Annotated in this window: 9 protein-coding genes; all 9 read left to right on the top strand. The window is 66.8% G+C overall.

All coding sequences use genetic code 11. The annotated features are described in order from the left end of the window. The first annotated feature begins 62 nt into the window (after positions 1-62). The 9 genes from DLM85_RS00295 (at position 63) to DLM85_RS00335 (ending at position 17,941) form a co-directional block, all read left to right on the top strand. Positions 63-4,757, top strand: coding sequence for an Ig-like domain-containing protein (locus DLM85_RS00295; RefSeq protein WP_165821952.1), 4,695 nt, complete (start codon positions 63-65; stop codon positions 4,755-4,757). A gap of 94 nt (positions 4,758-4,851) precedes the next feature. After that, positions 4,852-6,723, top strand: a complete 1,872-nt coding sequence (locus DLM85_RS00300) for a cellulase family glycosylhydrolase (protein WP_111476077.1) — start codon at positions 4,852-4,854, stop codon at positions 6,721-6,723. 237 nt (positions 6,724-6,960) lie between these two features. Continuing rightward, the gene (locus tag DLM85_RS00305) at positions 6,961-9,045 is read left to right on the top strand and encodes a 7TM diverse intracellular signaling domain-containing protein (protein ID WP_111476078.1); all 2,085 of its coding nucleotides are present in this window, start codon (positions 6,961-6,963) and stop codon (positions 9,043-9,045) included. A gap of 530 nt (positions 9,046-9,575) precedes the next feature. Then, a complete protein-coding gene (locus DLM85_RS00310) occupies positions 9,576-12,683 on the top strand; it encodes a SusC/RagA family TonB-linked outer membrane protein (RefSeq protein WP_111476079.1) in 3,108 nt (1,035 codons plus the stop codon). 114 nt (positions 12,684-12,797) lie between these two features. Then, a complete protein-coding gene (locus DLM85_RS00315; RefSeq protein WP_111476080.1) occupies positions 12,798-14,279 on the top strand; it encodes a RagB/SusD family nutrient uptake outer membrane protein in 1,482 nt (493 codons plus the stop codon). 69 nt (positions 14,280-14,348) lie between these two features. Next, a complete protein-coding gene (locus DLM85_RS00320; protein WP_111476081.1) occupies positions 14,349-15,161 on the top strand; it encodes a PKD domain-containing protein in 813 nt (270 codons plus the stop codon). A gap of 77 nt (positions 15,162-15,238) precedes the next feature. Further along, complete coding sequence (locus DLM85_RS00325; protein WP_111476082.1) at positions 15,239-16,120, top strand: glycoside hydrolase family 16 protein; 882 nt, start codon at positions 15,239-15,241, stop codon at positions 16,118-16,120. Positions 16,121-16,231: 111 nt separating this feature from the next. Continuing rightward, positions 16,232-17,038: a sugar-binding protein gene (locus DLM85_RS00330; protein ID WP_111476083.1), complete on the top strand. Its 807-nt coding sequence runs from the start codon at positions 16,232-16,234 to the stop codon at positions 17,036-17,038. A 15-nt stretch (positions 17,039-17,053) separates the two neighbouring features. After that, positions 17,054-17,941 (top strand): glycoside hydrolase family 16 protein, encoded by an 888-nt coding sequence (locus DLM85_RS00335; RefSeq protein WP_111476084.1) that lies wholly within the window; start codon positions 17,054-17,056, stop codon positions 17,939-17,941. Positions 17,942-17,979 lie beyond the last annotated feature (38 nt).

A 17,979-nucleotide genomic window follows, 5' to 3' on the forward strand; every position in this document is an offset into this window, starting at 1 on the left:
CTCCGCTGGGCGGGGCAGACAGCCGGCTAGTGCCCGCTCATTCCCCAACCACCACAACCATTATGACAACACCTTTACTCCCCGGCGGCGCCGGGCAGTGGCTCCGCCGCAGCGCCCGGGCGCTGGCCGTAGGCGCGGGCCTCGCGTGCCTGAGCCCGACCACCGGCCAGGCCCAGTGCAACCAAATCGTGTGGCAGGACGAGTTCAACGTCGCCGGTGACCTGAGCAAGTGGCGCGTGTACGAGGGCGACGGCTGCGCCGAGGGCAACTGCAACTTCGGCAACGCCGAGCTGCAGGCCTACCGGGCCGCCAACGCCGTGGTGGCCGGGGGCAACCTCACCATCACCACCCGCTACGAGCCGGCCACCGTGGGCGGCCGCAACTATGCCTACACCTCGGCCAAGCTGTTCAGCAAAACCGCCGCCGGCGCGCTGCAGACCTTCAAGTACGGCCGCATCGAAGCCAGCATCAAGCTGCCCTCGGGCCAGGGCGTGTGGCCCGCGTTCTGGATGCTGCCCGACCCCGGCAGCTGGCCCTCCACCGGCGAAATCGACATCATGGAGGCCAAGCACAAGAACCCAACCTCCGTGGCCGGCACCATTCACTACGACGACGGCGGCTGGCACTTCACCGGCCGCGAAGCCACCGGCACCATCGACCTGTCGGCCGGTTTCCACACCTACGCGGTGGAGTGGAGCCCCAACCAGATCAAGTGGTTTATCGACAACACGCTCTACCACACGGCCTCGCCCAAAACCACCTCGGGCGGCAGCTGGCCCTTCAACGACGGCAACTTCTACCTGATGCTGAACGCGGCCGTGGGCGGCCCCGGCACCGGCTTCACCGGCTACTCCAACCCCACGCCCACGGACTTCCCGACCACCATGCAGGTGGATTTCGTGCGGGTGTACAAGGGCAGCTACAACTACGCCGTGCTCGGCGACGAGACGGTGTATCAAAACGATACCAACAAAACCTACCGCCTCGACGCGGTGACGGGCGCCACCTACAGCTGGTCGGTGCCGGCCGGGGCCACGATTACGGCCGGGCAGGGCACCAACGCCATCCAGGTAAGCTGGGGCTCCTCGGCCGGCGGCAGCGTGGCGGTGACCACCGCCGTGAGCGGCTGCCCGACGGGTTCCTACTCTTTGCCCGTAACCGTCAGCCCGGCTTTGCAGCTGGAAAAGGTCTACGAGGACTTTGAGGCCAACCGCTTCATTACCTACGCCTCGGCCACCGGCGTACTCACCCAGGCGCTGACCAACCCGGTGAGCGGCGGGCAGAACACCTCGGCCAAGGTGGCCCGCTACGTGCGCAATTCGTCGGAGCAGTACGACGTCATTTCGATGCGCAACCTCACCGTCGGCAACGCCAACGACTTCGTGGCCGGGCGCAAGAAAATCTACCTCGACGTGTATTCCACCGCGCCGGTGGGCAGCAAGGTGACCCTGCAGCTGGAAAACAGCACCGTCACGACGGCCACCAACTTCCCGCTGGGCCGCCACAGCGCCTACCGCGCCTACACCAGCCGACAGAACGCCTGGGAAACCCTGGAATTCGACCTGGAGCGCAGCATCGACGCGGGCACCAGCATCTACAGCATCGACAACGTGACCCTGCTGTTTCAGCCCGCCAGCAGCTCCGGCGCCACCTTCTACTTCGACAACCTGCTGGTGAAGCAGCAGCCCGTGCCGGCCATCGTAAGCACCGACGTGCTGATCAACTACGACGGCGCGGCCCGCATCACGCAGAACGCCACCAAAACCAACGGCGCCTACACGGCCAACTTCACCAATCCGTCGGCCTCGGGCGTGAATACCTCGGCCAAGGTGGCCCGCTACGTGCGCAACAGCGCGGAGCAGTACGACGTGCTGTTTTTCGACGCTGGCCCCACGGGCACCATCATCGAGGACGCGGCCCTGTTTAAGAGCCAGACCTACCAGATTCAGGCCGACGTGTACACGGCCGCGCCGGTGGGCACCGCCGTGCTGCTGAACCTGCAGAACAAAGCCGCCGCCGCGGGCACCTACCCGGCCGGCCGCAACAGCACCTACGAGGCCCGCACTAGCGTGCAGAATGCCTGGCAGACGCTGACTTTCAACTACGTAACCTCGCCCGACGGCGGCACCGCCAACGTGGCCATCGACGAGCTGGCGTTTTTGTTCGGCAACAATTCCCTGACCGGCGACACGTACTACGTCGACAACATCCGCATCGTGAAGCGCGCCGCTGCCCCGACCTACGCGGCCGGCACCGTGTTCGAAAACTACGACGCGACCCGTAACCTGACTTTCCTGAGCGGCACCGGCACTTACGCGGCGGTGGTGAACACCCCCTCGGCTTCGGGCGTGAATACTTCGGCCAAAGTGGGGCAGTACGCCCGCAACGTGACCGAGCAGTACGACGTGCTGGCCTTCCGCAACCTGCTGACCAAGGACGGCGCGGCCTACAAGCGCGGCGACAAGGTGTTTGCCCTGGACGTGTACACCGCCGCCCCGGTAGGCACGGTCATTTCCTGGCAGCTGGAAAGCAGCGCCGACTCCCGGCCGCAGAACTACCCCACCGGCCGCCACAGCATTTACCAGGCCGTGGTGAAGCAAACCAACGCCTGGCACACGCTCGTCTTCACCTTCGCCAACGCCCCCGACCCCAGCACCCCCGACGCAGACGTAGACAACTCGGTGTTTTTGTTCGGGCCGAACACGCTGACGGGCTACACCTTCTACGTGGATAACCTGCGCAGCCTGAGCAATAACGGCACGACCAACGCGGCCCCGTCGGTCGGGCTGACGTCGCCCGCGGCCGGCGCCAGCTTCACCGCCCCGGCCAGCATTACCATCTCGGCCAACGCGGCGGATGCCGACGGCACGGTGACGCAGGTGGCCTTCTACAGCGGCTCGACGCTGCTCGGCACCGATACCAGCTCGCCCTACAGCTACACCTGGACCGGCGTGGCAGCCGGCAGCTACAGCCTCACCGCCGTAGCCACCGACAACCAGGGCGCTTCGACCACCTCGGCGGCCGTGGCCGTGACGGTGGCCGCCGCCCCCTCGGCCCAGGCCATTCCGGGCAAAATCGAGGCGGAAAGCTTCACGGCCCAGCAGGGCACCCAAACGGAGCCGACCACCGATACCGGCGGGGGCATCAACGTGGACTGGTACGAAACGGGCGACTGGCTGGACTACGCGGTGAACGTGGCCGCGGCCGGGCAGTACACGGTGGGCTTCCGGGTGGCCTCGGCCAACGGTGGGGCGACCCTGCAGCTGCGCAACAGCGCGGGCACGGTGCTGGGCAGCATCAACGTGGGCAACACCGGCGGCTGGCAGAGCTGGCAGACCATCAGCACCACCGTGACCTTGCCGGCCGGCGTGCAGACGCTGCGCCTCTACGCCCAGGCTTCCACCGGCTGCAACGTCAACTGGCTGAACTTCAGCAGCACCGCTACGAACGTGGCCCCGACGGTAAGTTTGACTTCGCCCGCAAATGGCGCAACGTTTACGGCCCCGGCCAGCATTACCGTCTCGGCCAACGCGGCGGATTCGGACGGCACCGTCAGCAAAGTCGACTTCTACCAGGGCTCGACGCTGCTCGGTACCGACACGAGCAGCCCCTACAGCTTCTCCTGCACGAACGTGGCCGCCGGCAGCTACTCGCTTACGGCCCGCGCCACCGATAACGCGGGTGCCGTGACGACTTCGGCCGCCGTGAGCGTAACTGTGAGCTCGACTACCGCCGTGAACCTGGCCCTGAACAAGCCGACCGTCACGTCCTCGACCGAGAACAGCGGCACGCCCGGCTCGGCCGCCGTGGATGGCAACACCACCAGCACCCGCTGGAGCAGTGCCTTTGCCGATCCGCAGTGGATTTACGTGGACCTGGGCGCCAGCTACAACGTGAGCCGGGTGAAGCTGACCTGGGAAGCCGCCTACGGCAAGGATTACCTGGTGCAGGTGTCGAGCGACGCCGCCACCTGGACCACCATCCGGACCGTCACCGGCAACACCACGCTCGTCAACGACCACACCGGCCTGAGCGGCACCGGCCGCTACGTGCGCCTCTACGGTACGGCCCGGGCCGTCATCAACGGGGCCAGCTACGGCTACTCGCTCTACGAGCTGGAAGTGTACGGCACAGCTACCGGCGGGGGGACGGGCGGTAACGGCCTCTGCACCGGCACCGTAGCCAGCGGCGACTACAGCTACGAGGTGTCGACCACCAACGGCACGGTCAACTGGAAGTTCATCCCGCTCGGTCCCATTGCCGGCAGCTCGATGGCCCTCATCTATGTAAAAGTGGGCACGGGCGGCTACGCGGGCTACAACATGACGGCCGCGGGCAGCAACTTCACATTCAGCCAGGCCCAGTCGGCCGGCGCGGCGCTGACGTTCTACTTCACCTACCGCGTGGGCACCACCACGGCCGAGCGCAACTCCAGCGCCACCCCGCACAGCTACACCGCCGGCGCCACCTGCACCGGCAGCCGCCCGGCGCTCAGCACGCAGTCGGCGGCCCAGTCGGCACCCGTCCTGGCCTTCCCGAACCCGGCCAACGAGCAGCTGACCGTGGTGCTGCCCGGCGGCGCGGCCAGCCAGCCTTACACGCTGACCCTGACCGACGCCCTGGGCCGCACGGTGCTGGAGCAGCACACCCAGCAGCCAACGACTACGCTGGACCTGCGGACCCTGCGCAAGGGCGTGTATTTCCTGACCGTGCGCGGCGCGGCCGGCGTGCAGACCCAGCGCATCGTGAAACAGTAACCAATTTTTGAAGTGAGTGAATGCGAGGAAAACAGGGTGGGGCTTCCCCATCCTGTTTCTCGCTTTACGGGGCTTCCGTTTTTCTCCGAGGCTTATGAACCTGACCTCTTTTTCCCCTTGCCGCCCGGGCCGCCTTGCCCGCCTGACTGCCCTGGCCGGCGCCCTGGGCGGCCTGATTCTTACTGCTTCGGCCCAGCAAATGAGCCGCTTATCGGCCCGCGGGCCGCAAATCGTGAATGCCGAGGGCCAGCCGGTGGTGCTGCGCGGCGTGAACGTGGGCGGCTGGCTGCTGCAGGAAAGCTACATTCTCAAAACCGACACGCTCGACTGCCAGCGCCGTATCCAGCAGGGCCTGCTGCGGGTAATGCCCGAACAGGACGTGGAGGAGTTTTACCGCCAGTACCGCGCCGGTTTCGTCACCCGGGCCGACATCGACTTCATTGCCAAGCAGGGCTTTAACTGCGTGCGCCTGCCGTTTCACTACGATTTGTTTCTGACCCGGGAGCAACGCCGGGCCCGCACCAAAGCCCTGCAAAACCCTAAAAGCGACGTCGCCCTGACCGAGTACGTGCAGACGCTCAGCCAGTGGTACGATGCGGGCCAGCTCTTCACCGCCCCCGACCTCGACGGCATCCAGGCCATCGACAACGTGCTGGGCTGGTGCGCCGCCAACAACCTGTACGTGGTGCTCGACCTGCACGCGGCCCCGGGTGGCCAGGGTACCGACCCGAACATCAACGACAACTTCCGCCCCCTGGACCTGTGGAAGCGCCGCGACGCCAAGGGCCGCCTGATTTACCAGGATCTGACCGTGCGCCTCTGGGAGCAGCTGGCCAAACGGTATAAGAATGATGCGCGCATTGCCATGTACGACCTCGTCAACGAGCCGCACAACCTGAACGCCGCCAATGGCCTATCGCCAGATAACCAAGAGCTAAGCGCTTTTTACAGCCGCCTGATCGACGCGGTGCGGGCCCAGAACGATGGGCACCTGTTGCTGCTGGAGGGCAACGGCTACGGCAACGAGTACACCAACCTGACCCCGGACAAGCTGAAGATCAGGGATAAAACCGGCCTCGTCTACAACGCCCACCGCTACTGGTGCCCCAACGACGCTGCGGCCCGGGACCCGAACCCCAACCAGATCAACCTGGTGCGCAATCTGGCCGCGTTCCGGGACCGGTGGCAGGTGCCGGTGTGGGTAGGGGAGACGGGCGAAAACTCCAACGAGTGGTTTGCCGCCGCCGTGCAGCAGCTCAACGCGCAGAACATCGGCTGGTGCCACTGGAACCTGAAGCGCGTGGATGCCGGCAGCAGCCTGCTGCGGGTGCCGCCCTACGGCAGCATCCTCACGGCCGCGGGCCGCGCCGCGCTGCTGCGCAACGCGCAGTTTGCCAACTGCTCGGTGAACCGCGACGCCCTCTTCGCCCTCACCCGGCCCGCCGACGCCCGCCAGCCCTTCGCCGCTAACACGTTGCCCGGCACCCTCATGGCTGCCGATTACGACCTGGGCCGCGAAGGACTGGCCTACCACGACACTTACAACGCCCGCATCGATTACCGCGAGCTGAAACCCACCAACAGCGGCCAGGCCTACCGCAACGACGGCGTGGATGTGCAGGCCATAACGGATGCGGGCGGCAACGGCTTCGGGGTAGGCCACACCGAGGCCGGCGAGTGGCTGAGCTACACCGTGACGGTGCCCAAAGCCGGCTCCTACGCCCTGCAGCTGCGCGCCACCAACGCCGGCGCCGCCCCCGCCCGGCTGCGGCTGCAGCTGAACGACGCCGCCCTGGGCAGCTTCAGCGTGGCGCCGGGCGGCGCCGGCTGGCAAACCATCGACGGCGGCACGGCCAGGCTGCCGGCGGGCACGCACACGCTGCGCCTGGTGGTGGAGCAGCCCGGCGCCGTGCTTAGCTGGCTGCGCTTCACCGATGCCAAAGCTGCCGCCCAGGGCGGGCAGTAAGGCCCGCGCCCCGCGCCCTCGTGCGGCGGGCGGGTGAAAGCAGGAGTAACGGAACAGCTGGGCCGAAGTGAGCTAGCACTTACTTTCAGGCTGAAAATACCCCGTTAGTTTTGTTGATCATGCGCCAGATTCCTGATTCCGAATACTCTACGGTTTTGCCCGCCGCGTGGGCTGGTCCCTTCGCTCATTCGGCCGGCTGCAGCATGTGCGGGTAGTTTCTCTAACTTGTAGACTACCATGCGCCCCACCTTACCCATTCCCAACGCGTTTTTGCTTATTGCCCGCTTTGGCCCGCTGCGCTGGCTGTGGGCGGTGCTGTGCGGCTTGCTGCTGCTGAGCGGCTGGAGCGCCGCGGCCACCACCCCGCCCGGGCCCGAAAAGCCGCTGACCGTCAGCGCCCGGCAGGAAGAAGTTCTCATCCTGCCGCCCAACTACAGCGTGCTCGAAGACCCCGGCGGCCGCATGACGCTGACCGACGTGCAGCTGGGGGTGAATGCGGCCCGCTTCGTGGCCGGCTCCTCCATTTCCACCAACATGCAGCACCCCGGCGCGGCCTACTGGCTGCGCCTGACGGTGCAGGCCCACGGCCCGCAGCCCCAGCACTGGTACTTAGAGCTTTACGACTCTCACCTGAGCGACGTCGTGTTCTTTCCCGATGCCACGGACCCCGCCAGCGCCGTGCACACCGGCGCCGACCAGTCCTTCCTCTCGCGGCCCTACAGCTACAAGAACTTCCTGCTGCGCCTGCCCCTGCGCGCCGACCAGACGCAGACCTACTACCTGCGGCTGCAGGCCAACTCCAAGACCAGTTTTCTGGCCCGCCTGCGCACCGAGCAGGGCCTGGTGGAGCGCTTTCAGCAGGAATACGGCCTGCTGGGCGGCTTCTACGGCATCCTGCTCATCATGGTGGTGTACAACCTGTGCCTGTACTTCTTCACCCATGAGCAAACCTACCTGCGCTACGTGCTCTACGTACTCAGCTGCAGCCTCGTGTTTCTCTCCGAAGATGGCCTGGGCTTTCAGTACCTCTGGCCCGACCATCCGTGGTTCAATCAGCTGGTTATCATCAGCTCGGCGCCGCTGCTGCTGCTCACTTTCAGCTACTACGCCCGCCACTTCCTCGACGCCCCGCAGCGCCTGCCGCACTACGACCCCTGGGTGCGCAACGTGGTGCTGCTCAGCGCCGCCGCCCTGCTGCTGGATGCCCTCTGGTGGCAGTCGGACTTGAGCTTCTGGCTGTATCTGCTGCCCTACGGCATGCTGTTCGTGGCCGCCCTGCGGGTGTGGCGCGGCGGCTTTCGGCCCGCCCGCTTCTTTCTGCTGTCCCACACGCTGGTGGTGGTCAGCGTGGGCTTCCTGATTCTGCGCAAGCTCGGCATCGACACCTTCACCAACACCTTCACGGTGTACAGCATGAACGCCGCGTTCGTGCTGGAAGTGGTGATTCTGTCCTACGCGCTGGGCGAGAAAATCAAGGGCATTCAGGACGCGACGCTGCGGGCCCAGCAGCGCCTGGTGAAGCAGCTGCGCAAAAAGCACGAGGTGCAAGAGCAGCTGGTAGAGCAGCTGCGGCAGAACGATGAGCTTAAGGATCAGTTAAATACCGAGCTGGAGGGCCTGGTAGCCCAGCGCACCGAGGAGCTGCGCCAGCAGGGCGAAACCATTGCCGCCCAGAACCGCGAGCTGCTGCAGGCCAACGGCCTGCTGGCCCTGCAGTCGGCCGCCATCGAGAAGCTGAACGGCGACCTGCAGCGCGACCTGCAGAAGGCCCAGGCTGCCCGGGTGCTGGCCCAGGAGGTGGACTTCGGCGAGTTCAGCCAGATCTACCCCGACAAGGACACCTGCCTGAGCTATCTGGCCGACCTGAAGTGGGCCCAGGGCTACCACTGCCGCAAGTGCGGCCACGACAACTTCTGCGAGGGCCGCGAGCCGCACTCCCGCCGCTGCACCCGCTGCCGCTACGTGGAATCGGCCACGGCCTACACCCTGCTGCAGAAGTGCAAGTTCCCCATCGTGAAAGCCTTCTACGCCGTCTTCCTGCTGCACACGCACAAGGGCAACTACCCGGCTCAGGAACTCTCGCGGGTGCTCGATCTGCGCCGCGCCACCTGCTGGAGCTTCAGCCAGAAGGTGCTCGAGGCCATGCGCCGCCAGGCTGCCGAGGCCACCGAAGACGACAGCTGGACCGACCTGCTACTCGACGATACGGCGGCCGATGCGGACGAGGCAGGGGAGGAGGACGTGGCCGCCGCCCCGGTCTTGGCGCGGAAAGTGGAGACGTGGGCCGGCAAAGCAAAAACCAGTGAAAAAAAAGTGGGCTGAATGCCCACTTTTTTTTGTGTTTTTTACCCGTAAGGGCCCGGTAGGTCGAATGCTGCAAACGATTGCAGTAACCGCATAATTGGCCGGAAAAGTGGGTGCTGTAAGCGTACAGCGGAAAGTGAGATGTAAGCGAAAAACGCTGTTTTTGGCCCGTTGACGCATTTTTGGCGCTTGATTTTTCAAAAACAACGCCGCTATATTTGACCCACCCTAACACGCTGATAACCCCGCTCCCCACGTCCTTGCCGGCTCGCCCCGTACCGAGCCGGCCCGCGGCCCCAGCCGCCCGCCCGGCCGCCCTCGGGGCGCCGGGCCCGCGCCCCCGGCGCGGGCTTCTTATAAAGAGCTGAAGCTGCCCGCCGCGCCTTGCCTGGCGCGGCTCCGGCGCGGGCTCCTCGCCTTTGCTGCTTACTGCCCGTTCCGGCCCGCCGTGGCCCGGAACCCGGCTGCCCCTTTGCCTGGTCGAAGCCCGCGGGCCCGGCTCGGTTTGCCGAAAAACACCTCACTCAACCACATCCATTCCCACACACATGAGCTACCACTTTTACCCGCATTCCTTACTGCGGCGGGCGGTACCCCTGGCAGCCTGCGGCCTGCTGACGCTGCTTGCCCCCGCGCTGGCCGCTACCGGCGCCGGCGGCGCCCGCAGCCACCGTCCCGTGGCCGATGTGCCCGTGTCGGGCCGCGTGACGCAGGTCGACGGGGCACCGATGCCGGGCGTAACCGTCATCGTGAAAGGCACCGCGCTGGGCACCAGCACCAACGCCGAGGGCCAGTTCTCGCTGAACGTGCCCGAAGGCAGTACCCTGGTTATCAGCGCGGTGGGCTTCATTCGCAAGGAAGTGACCGTGGCGGGCGCCACCACGGGCCTGGAGGTGCGCCTGGACGAAGACGTACAGGCCCTGAGCGAAGTGGTGGTGGTGGGCTACGGCACCCAGGAGCGCGGCAGCGTGACGGGCGCCGTGTCGTCGGTGTCGGGCGAGGCGGTGAAGGCCCAGCCGGTGGCCGATGCCACCCAGGCCCTGCAGGGCCGCGTGGCCGGCGTGACGGTGACGTCCAACGGCGGGGCACCCGGCGGGGCTTCGGGCACCTCGGTGCGCATCCGCGGCCTGACCTCAGCCGGCAACAACGCCCCGCTGTACGTGGTCGACGGCTTTCCGCTGCCTTCGGGCGATGAAAACCAGCTCAACGCCATCAGCCCCAACGATATCGAGAGCATCGACGTGCTGAAGGATGCCTCGGCCACGGCCATCTACGGGCTGCGCGCCGCCAACGGGGTGGTCATCATCACCACCAAGCGCGGCAAGGCCGGCAAAACCAATATCACCTTCGACGCCTACCGCGGCGTGCAGCAGGTGTGGCGCCGGCTCGACTTCCTGAACGCGGAGGAATACGCCGTCATCAACAACGAAAACCGCCTGGCCAAGGGCGACCCGGTGTTTGCGAAGCTGGCCAACCCCGCCTCCCTGGGCACCGGCACCGACTGGCAGGACCAGATTTTCCGGCGCGCGGCCATGCAGAACTACGCCGTGTCGGCCACGGGCGGCACCGATAAGGCCCGCTACGCGCTGTCGGCCGGCTACTTCCAGCAGGACGGCACCATCATCGGCTCGCGCTTTGAGCGCTTCACCCTGCGCGCCAACGGCGACGTGCAGATCGGCAAAGTCCTGAAAATCGGCAACAACCTCTCGCTCACCCACCTCAACGACCGGCAGGTGGACGCGGGCGGTAGCGAGTACGGCGTCATCAGCTTCGCCTCGCAGATTCCGGCCACGGTGCAGCCCTACCGCGCCGACGGCTCGTGGTACGAGCCCACCTCGACGGCCGACAACTTCGTGGAGGAAAACCCGATTGCGGTGGCCCTGATCGACAACAAGAAGTTTACCCGCAACCGGGCCATTACCACCTTTTTCGCCGAACTGGAGCCGCTGAAGGGCCTGCGCTTCCGCTCCAACGTGGGCGCCGACCTCATCTTCGACAACTACAACTCCTTCCGGCCGCTGGTGGCCAACTCGCAGCGCTACACGCTGGCCGGGGCGGTGGCCAACTCCACCTACGCGCCGAGCTACCTGATTGAAAACACGCTGACCTACGACCACCTCTTCGCGGGCAAGCACCAGGTGACGCTGCTGGCGGGCCAGTCGGCGCAGCAGTTCGACCGCTCCTTCGTGGAGTCGGCGCGCTCGGGCTACCTGCGCAACGACCTGCAGAACGTGAACAACGGGCCGGTCAACGAATTCCGCGGGGCCAGCGGCTACATCGCGCCGCCCTCGCGCCTGGCCTCGTACTTCGGCCGCGTCAACTACGAGTTCGGCGGCAAGTATCTCTTCCAGGCCATTGCCCGCTACGACGGCACCTACGCCTTCCAGCCGGGCCGCAAGTTCGGCTTCTTCCCGGGCGTGTCGGCGGGCTGGCGCGTGTCGGAGGAGGGCTTCCTGAAAGATCAGCGCACGGTGAGCAACCTGAAGCTGCGCGGCGGCTGGGGTAAGGTGGGCAACGCCCTGAACGCCGGCGCCTTCCAGTACCTCTACGTCATCAACCCCGGCATTCAGTACCCCTTCGGGCAGGACGGGGCCGTGAACCAGGGCGCCGCCCCCACGCGCCTGGCCAACCGCGACCTGCAGTGGGAGGAAAACCGGCAGGTGAACGTGGGCGTGGACCTGGGCCTGCTCGACAACCGCTTCGAGGCCAGCATCGACGTGTACAAGCGCACCTCGCCGAACCTGATTGCCCCGCTCACGCCCTCGCTGGTGTCGGGCACCTACGAGCAGATTGCCACCAACGCCGCCTCGGCCTACAACAAGGGCCTGGACGTGGCCCTGACCTCGCACAACGTGCGCGGCGAGGGCGACGGGCTGAGCTGGACCACCACGCTGAACTTCTCCACCTACAAGTCGCGGCTGGAGTCGCTGGGCTCGGGCATTCCGCCCTACGACGGCTACGGCTCGCGCAGCGGCGTGATTGTGCGCTACAACAAGGGCCAGTCGTTCGGCGACTACTACGGCTACGTGGCTGACGGGCTGTTTCAGACCCAGGCCGACATCGACGCCCACGCCACGCAGAACAGCGCCGCCCCCGGCGACATCCGCTTCCGCGACGTGAACGGCGACGGCACCATCAACGCCGACGACCGCACCTACATCGGCTCGCCGGTGCCCGACTTCACCTACGGCGTCACCAACACGCTGAGCTGGAAGGGCTTCGATCTGAACGTATTCGTGCAAGGCTCGCAGGGCAACGACATCTACAACCTGAACCGCTACTACACCGAGGGCGCGCTCTACGGCAACGGCAGCGGCATCTCGCGGGTGCTCGGGCGCTGGACGGGCCCCGGCACCAGCAACGACGTGCCCCGCGCCATCGGCGGCGACCCGAACCAGAACCTGCGCGTGTCGACCTACTTCGTGGAGGACGGCTCCTACGCCCGCCTGAAGCTGCTCACGCTGGGCTACACCCTGCCCAAGGCCGTGATGAGCCGCCTCTACGCCTCGCAGCTGCGGGTGTACGTGTCGGCCCAGAACCTGGTGACGCTGACCAACTACTCCGGCTACGACCCGGAAGTGGGCATCAGCGGCGTCGACCGCGGCGTGTACCCGCAGCCGCGCGTGCTGCTGGCCGGCGTCAACATTGGCTTTTAGTGTTTGGCGCTCAGTGCCTGGCGCTTAGGGCAAGACGCTGCCAAGACGGACTAGGCGCTAAGCACCAACCATTAGGCACCACCCCCTTCCAACCCTCTCAACTTCCCACAACGGATGATAACGATTAAGAAACCCTTCGTGGCGCTCGGCCTGCTCGGGCTGCTGACGGGCTGCGGCGAGAAATTCCTCGACGTGGCGCCCAACGACTCGGTGACCGAAGACAATTTCTACAAAACCGAAACCGACGCCATTCAGGCCACCAACGCCGTGTACAGCGAGCTGGGCAAGGGCGGGCAGTACAACTACGCGCTCTGGGGCATCGGCGAAATCATGTCGGACAACACCTACACCGGCGGCGGCGGCGGCGGCGACGGAATCGAGTTCCAGCAGCTCGACAACTTCAACATCACGGCCACCAATCCGCTGGTGAACCGCCTCTGGGGTGGCTGCTACGTGGGCATCGGCCGGGCCAACATGGTGGTGGCCAAGGTGCCCGGCATTGCCAACATGAGCGACGCGGTGCGCCGGCGCTGCCTCGGCGAGGCCAAGTTCCTGCGGGCCAAGTTCTACTTCGACCTGGTGCGCGCCTACGGCGACGTGCCGCTGATTACCACGCCGCCCACCTCGCTGGCCGAGGCCAACATCCCGCGCAGCTCCGCCGAACAGGTCTACAACCAGATCGAGCAGGACCTGACCGAGGCCATGGCCAGCCTCGACGGCGCCTACAGCGGCGCCGACCTGGGCCGGGCCACCAAGTGGGCCGCCGAGGGCCTGCTGGCCAAGGTGCAGCTGACGCGCGGCAACAAGAGCGGCGCCGCCCAGCACGCCCGCAACGTGGTGCTCAACAGCGGCAAGAGCCTCTGGCCCAACTACGCCGACAACTTCAAGGTGGCCAACGAGAACGGCCGCGAGTCGTTGTTCGAGGTGCAGTACGTGTCGGGCTTGAACCAGTGGACCATGGACGGGCTCGGCTCGGTCATCAACGAGTACTGGGGGCCGCGCGGCGCGGGCATCACGCCCCAGGCCGGCTACGGCTTCAACATTCCCGAAAACGAGTTCGTGAACGGCTACGAGGCCGGCGACCTGCGCAAGGACGCCACCATCTGGAAGCCCGGCGACGCCTACCCCGACGGCCGCACCCAGCCCAGCCAGCTGCCCGGCTCGCCCAGCGGCTACGGCGCCAAGAAGTTTTTCGTGGGCAAGGTGAGCACCAATATCTGGGACTCGCCGCTGAACTTCCCGGTGCTGCGCCTGGCCGAGGTGTACCTGATCCTGGCCGAAGCGGCCGGCCCCACCGACCCCGACGCGCTCAAGGCCATCAACCAGGTGCGCCGCCGCGCCTTCGGGCTCGACATCAACACCGCCGCCCCGCAGATCGACCTGATGGCCAATACGCCCAACTTCACCGAGGCCGTGATTCGGGAGCGGCGCTACGAGCTGGCCCTGGAAAATGACCGGTGGTTTGACCTGAAGCGCACCGGCAAGCTGGCCACCGCCCTCACCCCGAAAGGCTTCAAGCCCTTCAACGCGGTGCTGCCCATTCCGCAGTCGGAGCGCGACGCGAACCTGAACCTGACGCAGAACCCGAGCTACTAAGCCCCGCGGCGCCCCCGCGCGGGGGGCGCCGCCCGGCCCGGCCACCACTCATTCCCACTCCCTAGTATTATGTCCCTGATTACCGTTTCCGCCCTGCGCTTCGGCGCGCTGCTGGCCGGCACGCTGCTGCTCGGCGCCTGCGAAAAGGAGGAGGGCCGCCTCGAAGGCCCCGCCCCGCAGGCTTCCTTTACCAGCCAGGCCACCGTGCAGGATTACTCCGTCGACGTGGCTTTCACCAACACCAGCCAGGACGGCTTCATTTACCAGTGGAACTTCGGCGACGACACGGACCTCTCGTCGGCGGCCAATCCCACCCACACCTACAACAACGGCGGCACCTACAACGTGAAGCTGACCGTCTCGGGGCGGGGCGGCACCAGCACCGCCACCAAGCAGGTGACGGTGGCCCCGCGCTACTCGGCCCTGGACCGCGCCAAGCAGATGCTGACCGGCAACTCCTCGCGCACCTGGGTGCTCGATAACACCGTGGCCGCCCCCATCGTGGTGGGCCCCGACGACGCCAACCCCACGCAGTGGTACGCCGGCGGGGCCGTTGGCTCGCTGCCCGCCTGCCAGGCCGACGACGAGTTTACCTTCTCGATGAGCGACCAGTACACCTACGACGCCAAGGCCCAGACCCTGGTGGCCGGCAACACGGGCTGCGCCGCGCCGCTGTCGGGCACCTCGGCCTACACTTTCGGGGCGGCCACCGGCGCCGGCGTGGCCCAGTTCACCCTGGCCCGCACCGATGCCTTCATCGGCGTGACCGACGGGGCCAACCGCACCTACCGCATCCTCTCCATCGACAACCAGAAAATGGTGCTGCGCGTGGGCCCGCCCTCGGGCGCGGCGGTGCACACCATGAAGCTGCGCGTGAAGTAGGGCCCCGGGCCGGCGCTACCTTGGCGCCGGCCCGCCGGCCCGGCCTCTCCCCAACACCGCTTACCTTTTTTTTGCTGATGCGCTTTTCCCCGATTATCCCGCGGGCTTCGTGGCTGACCAGTGCCGCCCTGCTGGGCCTGGCCCTGAGCCTGACGGCCTGCACCAAGGAGCCGCCCAAGCCGCTGCCCGCCCCCGAGCCACCCGCGCCCAACGCCGCCGCCCGCCCCTTTGCCGACTACACCCAGGCGGTGCCGGCCTTCTCGGACGAGTTCAACGGCGCCGCGCTCGACGGGCAGAAGTGGAGCTACGAGGTGCGCGACGACTGGTTCAACAACGAAAAGCAGGCCACCACCAACTCGCCCAACAACCTGTACCTGACCCCGCTGACGGGTGAGCTGCACATTCAGGCCCGGCGCGAACAGCTGCGCAACCGCGAGTTTACCTCGGCCCGCATCGTGACCAAGGGCAAGATGAACTACCCCTTCGGCCGCCTCGACGTGCGCGCCAAGCTGCCGAAGGGCAAGGGCATCTGGCCGGCCATTTGGATGCTGGGCACCAACGACGCGGAGGCCGGCTGGCCCGCCTGCGGTGAAATCGACATCATGGAGCTGCGCGGCAGCACCCCCAACGAGAACGTGGCCACCGTGCACTACGGCACGTCCAGCGCCACGCGGCAGATGAAGGGCACCACCTGGCGCCTGCCCAGCGGCGACTTCTCGGAGGGCTTCCACGTCTTCTCGCTGATTCGCAGCCAGAACCAGCTGCGCTGGTTTGTCGACGGCACCCAGATTCACAGCGTGGACGCGGGCTCGGTGACGCCCTACCCGTTCAACAACCCGTTCTACCTGATCCTGAACGTGGCCGTGGGCGGCGACTTCGACGGCGACCCGGCCCTGACCGAGCCCTTCCCCAAGGAAATGCTGGTCGACTACGTGCGATTTTATCAGTACCCGGAGTAGGGGATTCAGTGCTTGGTACGTAGTGCCTAGTGCCTGGCCCGGGCCGGTTTCGGCCGGCAGCAGGCCCCACGCAGGGCGCGCCAGGCGCAACCACCTAACCCCCAAGCACCAATGACAAAGCAAGTACAGCCCTTTGGGGCGGCCCGCGGCAAACGAATGTGGAATGTGCTGGTTGTGGGACTGGCCATTCCGGGAACAGGGGCGTTTGTCGGGGCCGCACCCGCGGGGCAGCCGTACCAGGCCCCGCAGGCCACCACCGCGCCCGTGCTCGACGGCCGCGCCACCGATGCCTGCTGGGCCCGCGCCGCGTGGCGCCCGCTCGACCAGCGCTGGGTGGGTCCGCCCGCCCCGGCGGCCGACTTCCAAGGACGCTACAAGGTCGTCTGGACGCCCGCGCGGCTCTACGTGCTGGCCGAAATCACCGACGACAAGCTCCTCGACATTCACCCCGACCCGCTGGACAAGTGGTGGGACGACGACTGCCTGGAAATCTTCGTCGACCCGGACCGCTCCCGCGGCGACCATCAGTACAACTACAACGCCTGGGCCTACCACGTCGCCCTCGACGGCCACGTGGTGGACATGGGCCGCGACCGGAAGGGCCACCTCTTCGACGCGCACGTGCAAAGCCGGCACCGCCAGCAGGGCCGGGTGACGACCTGGGAAACCTCGGTGGCCCTGTACGCCGATACCTACGACGACCAGCGCCCGGCGGCCAACCGCCCGCTGACCATTCGGGCCGGGCAGCCCATCGGCTTTGCCCTGGCCTACTGCGACAACGACAACAGCCCCGAGCGGGAAAACTTCTTCGGCAGCGAAGTGGTGACCGGCGAGGATAAAAACCGGGGTTGGATCGACGCCGGCATTTTCGGGACGCTGGTACCGGTGGCCGCTGCGGCCCGGGCCCCGCGCCGCTAGTTTCTTTCTGTGCCTATGAAACATTGTTTTTGGTCCCGTTGCCCGCGGGTGCTGGGCCGGGTCTTACCCGCCGCGTGGGCCGGGCTGGCGCTGGGCTGCACCTCGGCCTCGCCGGGCCCGGGCCTGCCGCCGGGCGCGGGCGAGCCGCCGCGCTACTCCATCGGGGAGCTGATCTGGCAGGACGAGTTCAACACCCCCGGCCCGCCCGACGCGGCGAAGTGGCAGTACGACGTGGGCGGCAGCGGCTGGGGCAACAACGAGCTGCAGTACTACACCCAGGACCGCCTGCCCAACGCCCGCGTCGAAAACGGCAGCCTGGTCATCGAGGCCCGCCGCGAAACGGGCTTCGGCACCAACCAGTACACCTCGGCGCGCCTGCTGTCGAAGGCCTCGGGCGGGGGCAGCCTCACCTACGGCCGGGTGGAAGTGCGGGCCCAGCTGCCGGCGGCCCGGGGCATCTGGCCCGCCATCTGGATGCTGCCCGACGACTGGAAGTACGGCAACCACGGCTGGCCCGACAACGGCGAAATCGACATCATGGAGTACGTGGGCTACAACCCCGGCGTGGTGCACGCCTCCACGCACTGCAACCGCTACTACTTCCGCACCAACAACCAGAAGACCGGTACCACCGCCGTGCCGACGGCCACCACCCAGTACCACGTGTACGCGCTGGAATGGACGCCCGAAACCATCACGGCCTACGTCGACGACCAGCTCTACTTCACCAACCGCAATGAGAATGGCGGCTGGCCCGTCTGGCCCTGGAACCACCCGTTTCACCTGATCCTGAACGTGGCCGTGGGCGGCGACTGGGGCGGCCAGCAGGGCATCGACGCGGCGGCCTTCCCGCAGCGCATGCTCATCGACTACGTGCGCTACTACCGCCTCAAGCAAGACTGACCGGCGGCTTCGGCGCTGCGGCCCCGCGGCCCGGCCGG

The sequence above is a fragment of the Hymenobacter edaphi genome, assembly GCF_003258365.1.
Classification (GTDB): domain Bacteria; phylum Bacteroidota; class Bacteroidia; order Cytophagales; family Hymenobacteraceae; genus Solirubrum; species Solirubrum edaphi.

Coding starts and splice junctions, on each gene's coding strand:
- DLM85_RS00295 (WP_165821952.1), top strand. CDS start 63: ATGACAACACCTTTACTCCCCGGCGGCGCCGGGCAGTGGCTCCGCCGC.
- DLM85_RS00300 (WP_111476077.1), top strand. CDS start 4,852: ATGAACCTGACCTCTTTTTCCCCTTGCCGCCCGGGCCGCCTTGCCCGC.
- DLM85_RS00305 (WP_111476078.1), top strand. CDS start 6,961: ATGCGCCCCACCTTACCCATTCCCAACGCGTTTTTGCTTATTGCCCGC.
- DLM85_RS00310 (WP_111476079.1), top strand. CDS start 9,576: ATGAGCTACCACTTTTACCCGCATTCCTTACTGCGGCGGGCGGTACCC.
- DLM85_RS00315 (WP_111476080.1), top strand. CDS start 12,798: ATGATAACGATTAAGAAACCCTTCGTGGCGCTCGGCCTGCTCGGGCTG.
- DLM85_RS00320 (WP_111476081.1), top strand. CDS start 14,349: ATGTCCCTGATTACCGTTTCCGCCCTGCGCTTCGGCGCGCTGCTGGCC.
- DLM85_RS00325 (WP_111476082.1), top strand. CDS start 15,239: ATGCGCTTTTCCCCGATTATCCCGCGGGCTTCGTGGCTGACCAGTGCC.
- DLM85_RS00330 (WP_111476083.1), top strand. CDS start 16,232: ATGACAAAGCAAGTACAGCCCTTTGGGGCGGCCCGCGGCAAACGAATG.
- DLM85_RS00335 (WP_111476084.1), top strand. CDS start 17,054: ATGAAACATTGTTTTTGGTCCCGTTGCCCGCGGGTGCTGGGCCGGGTC.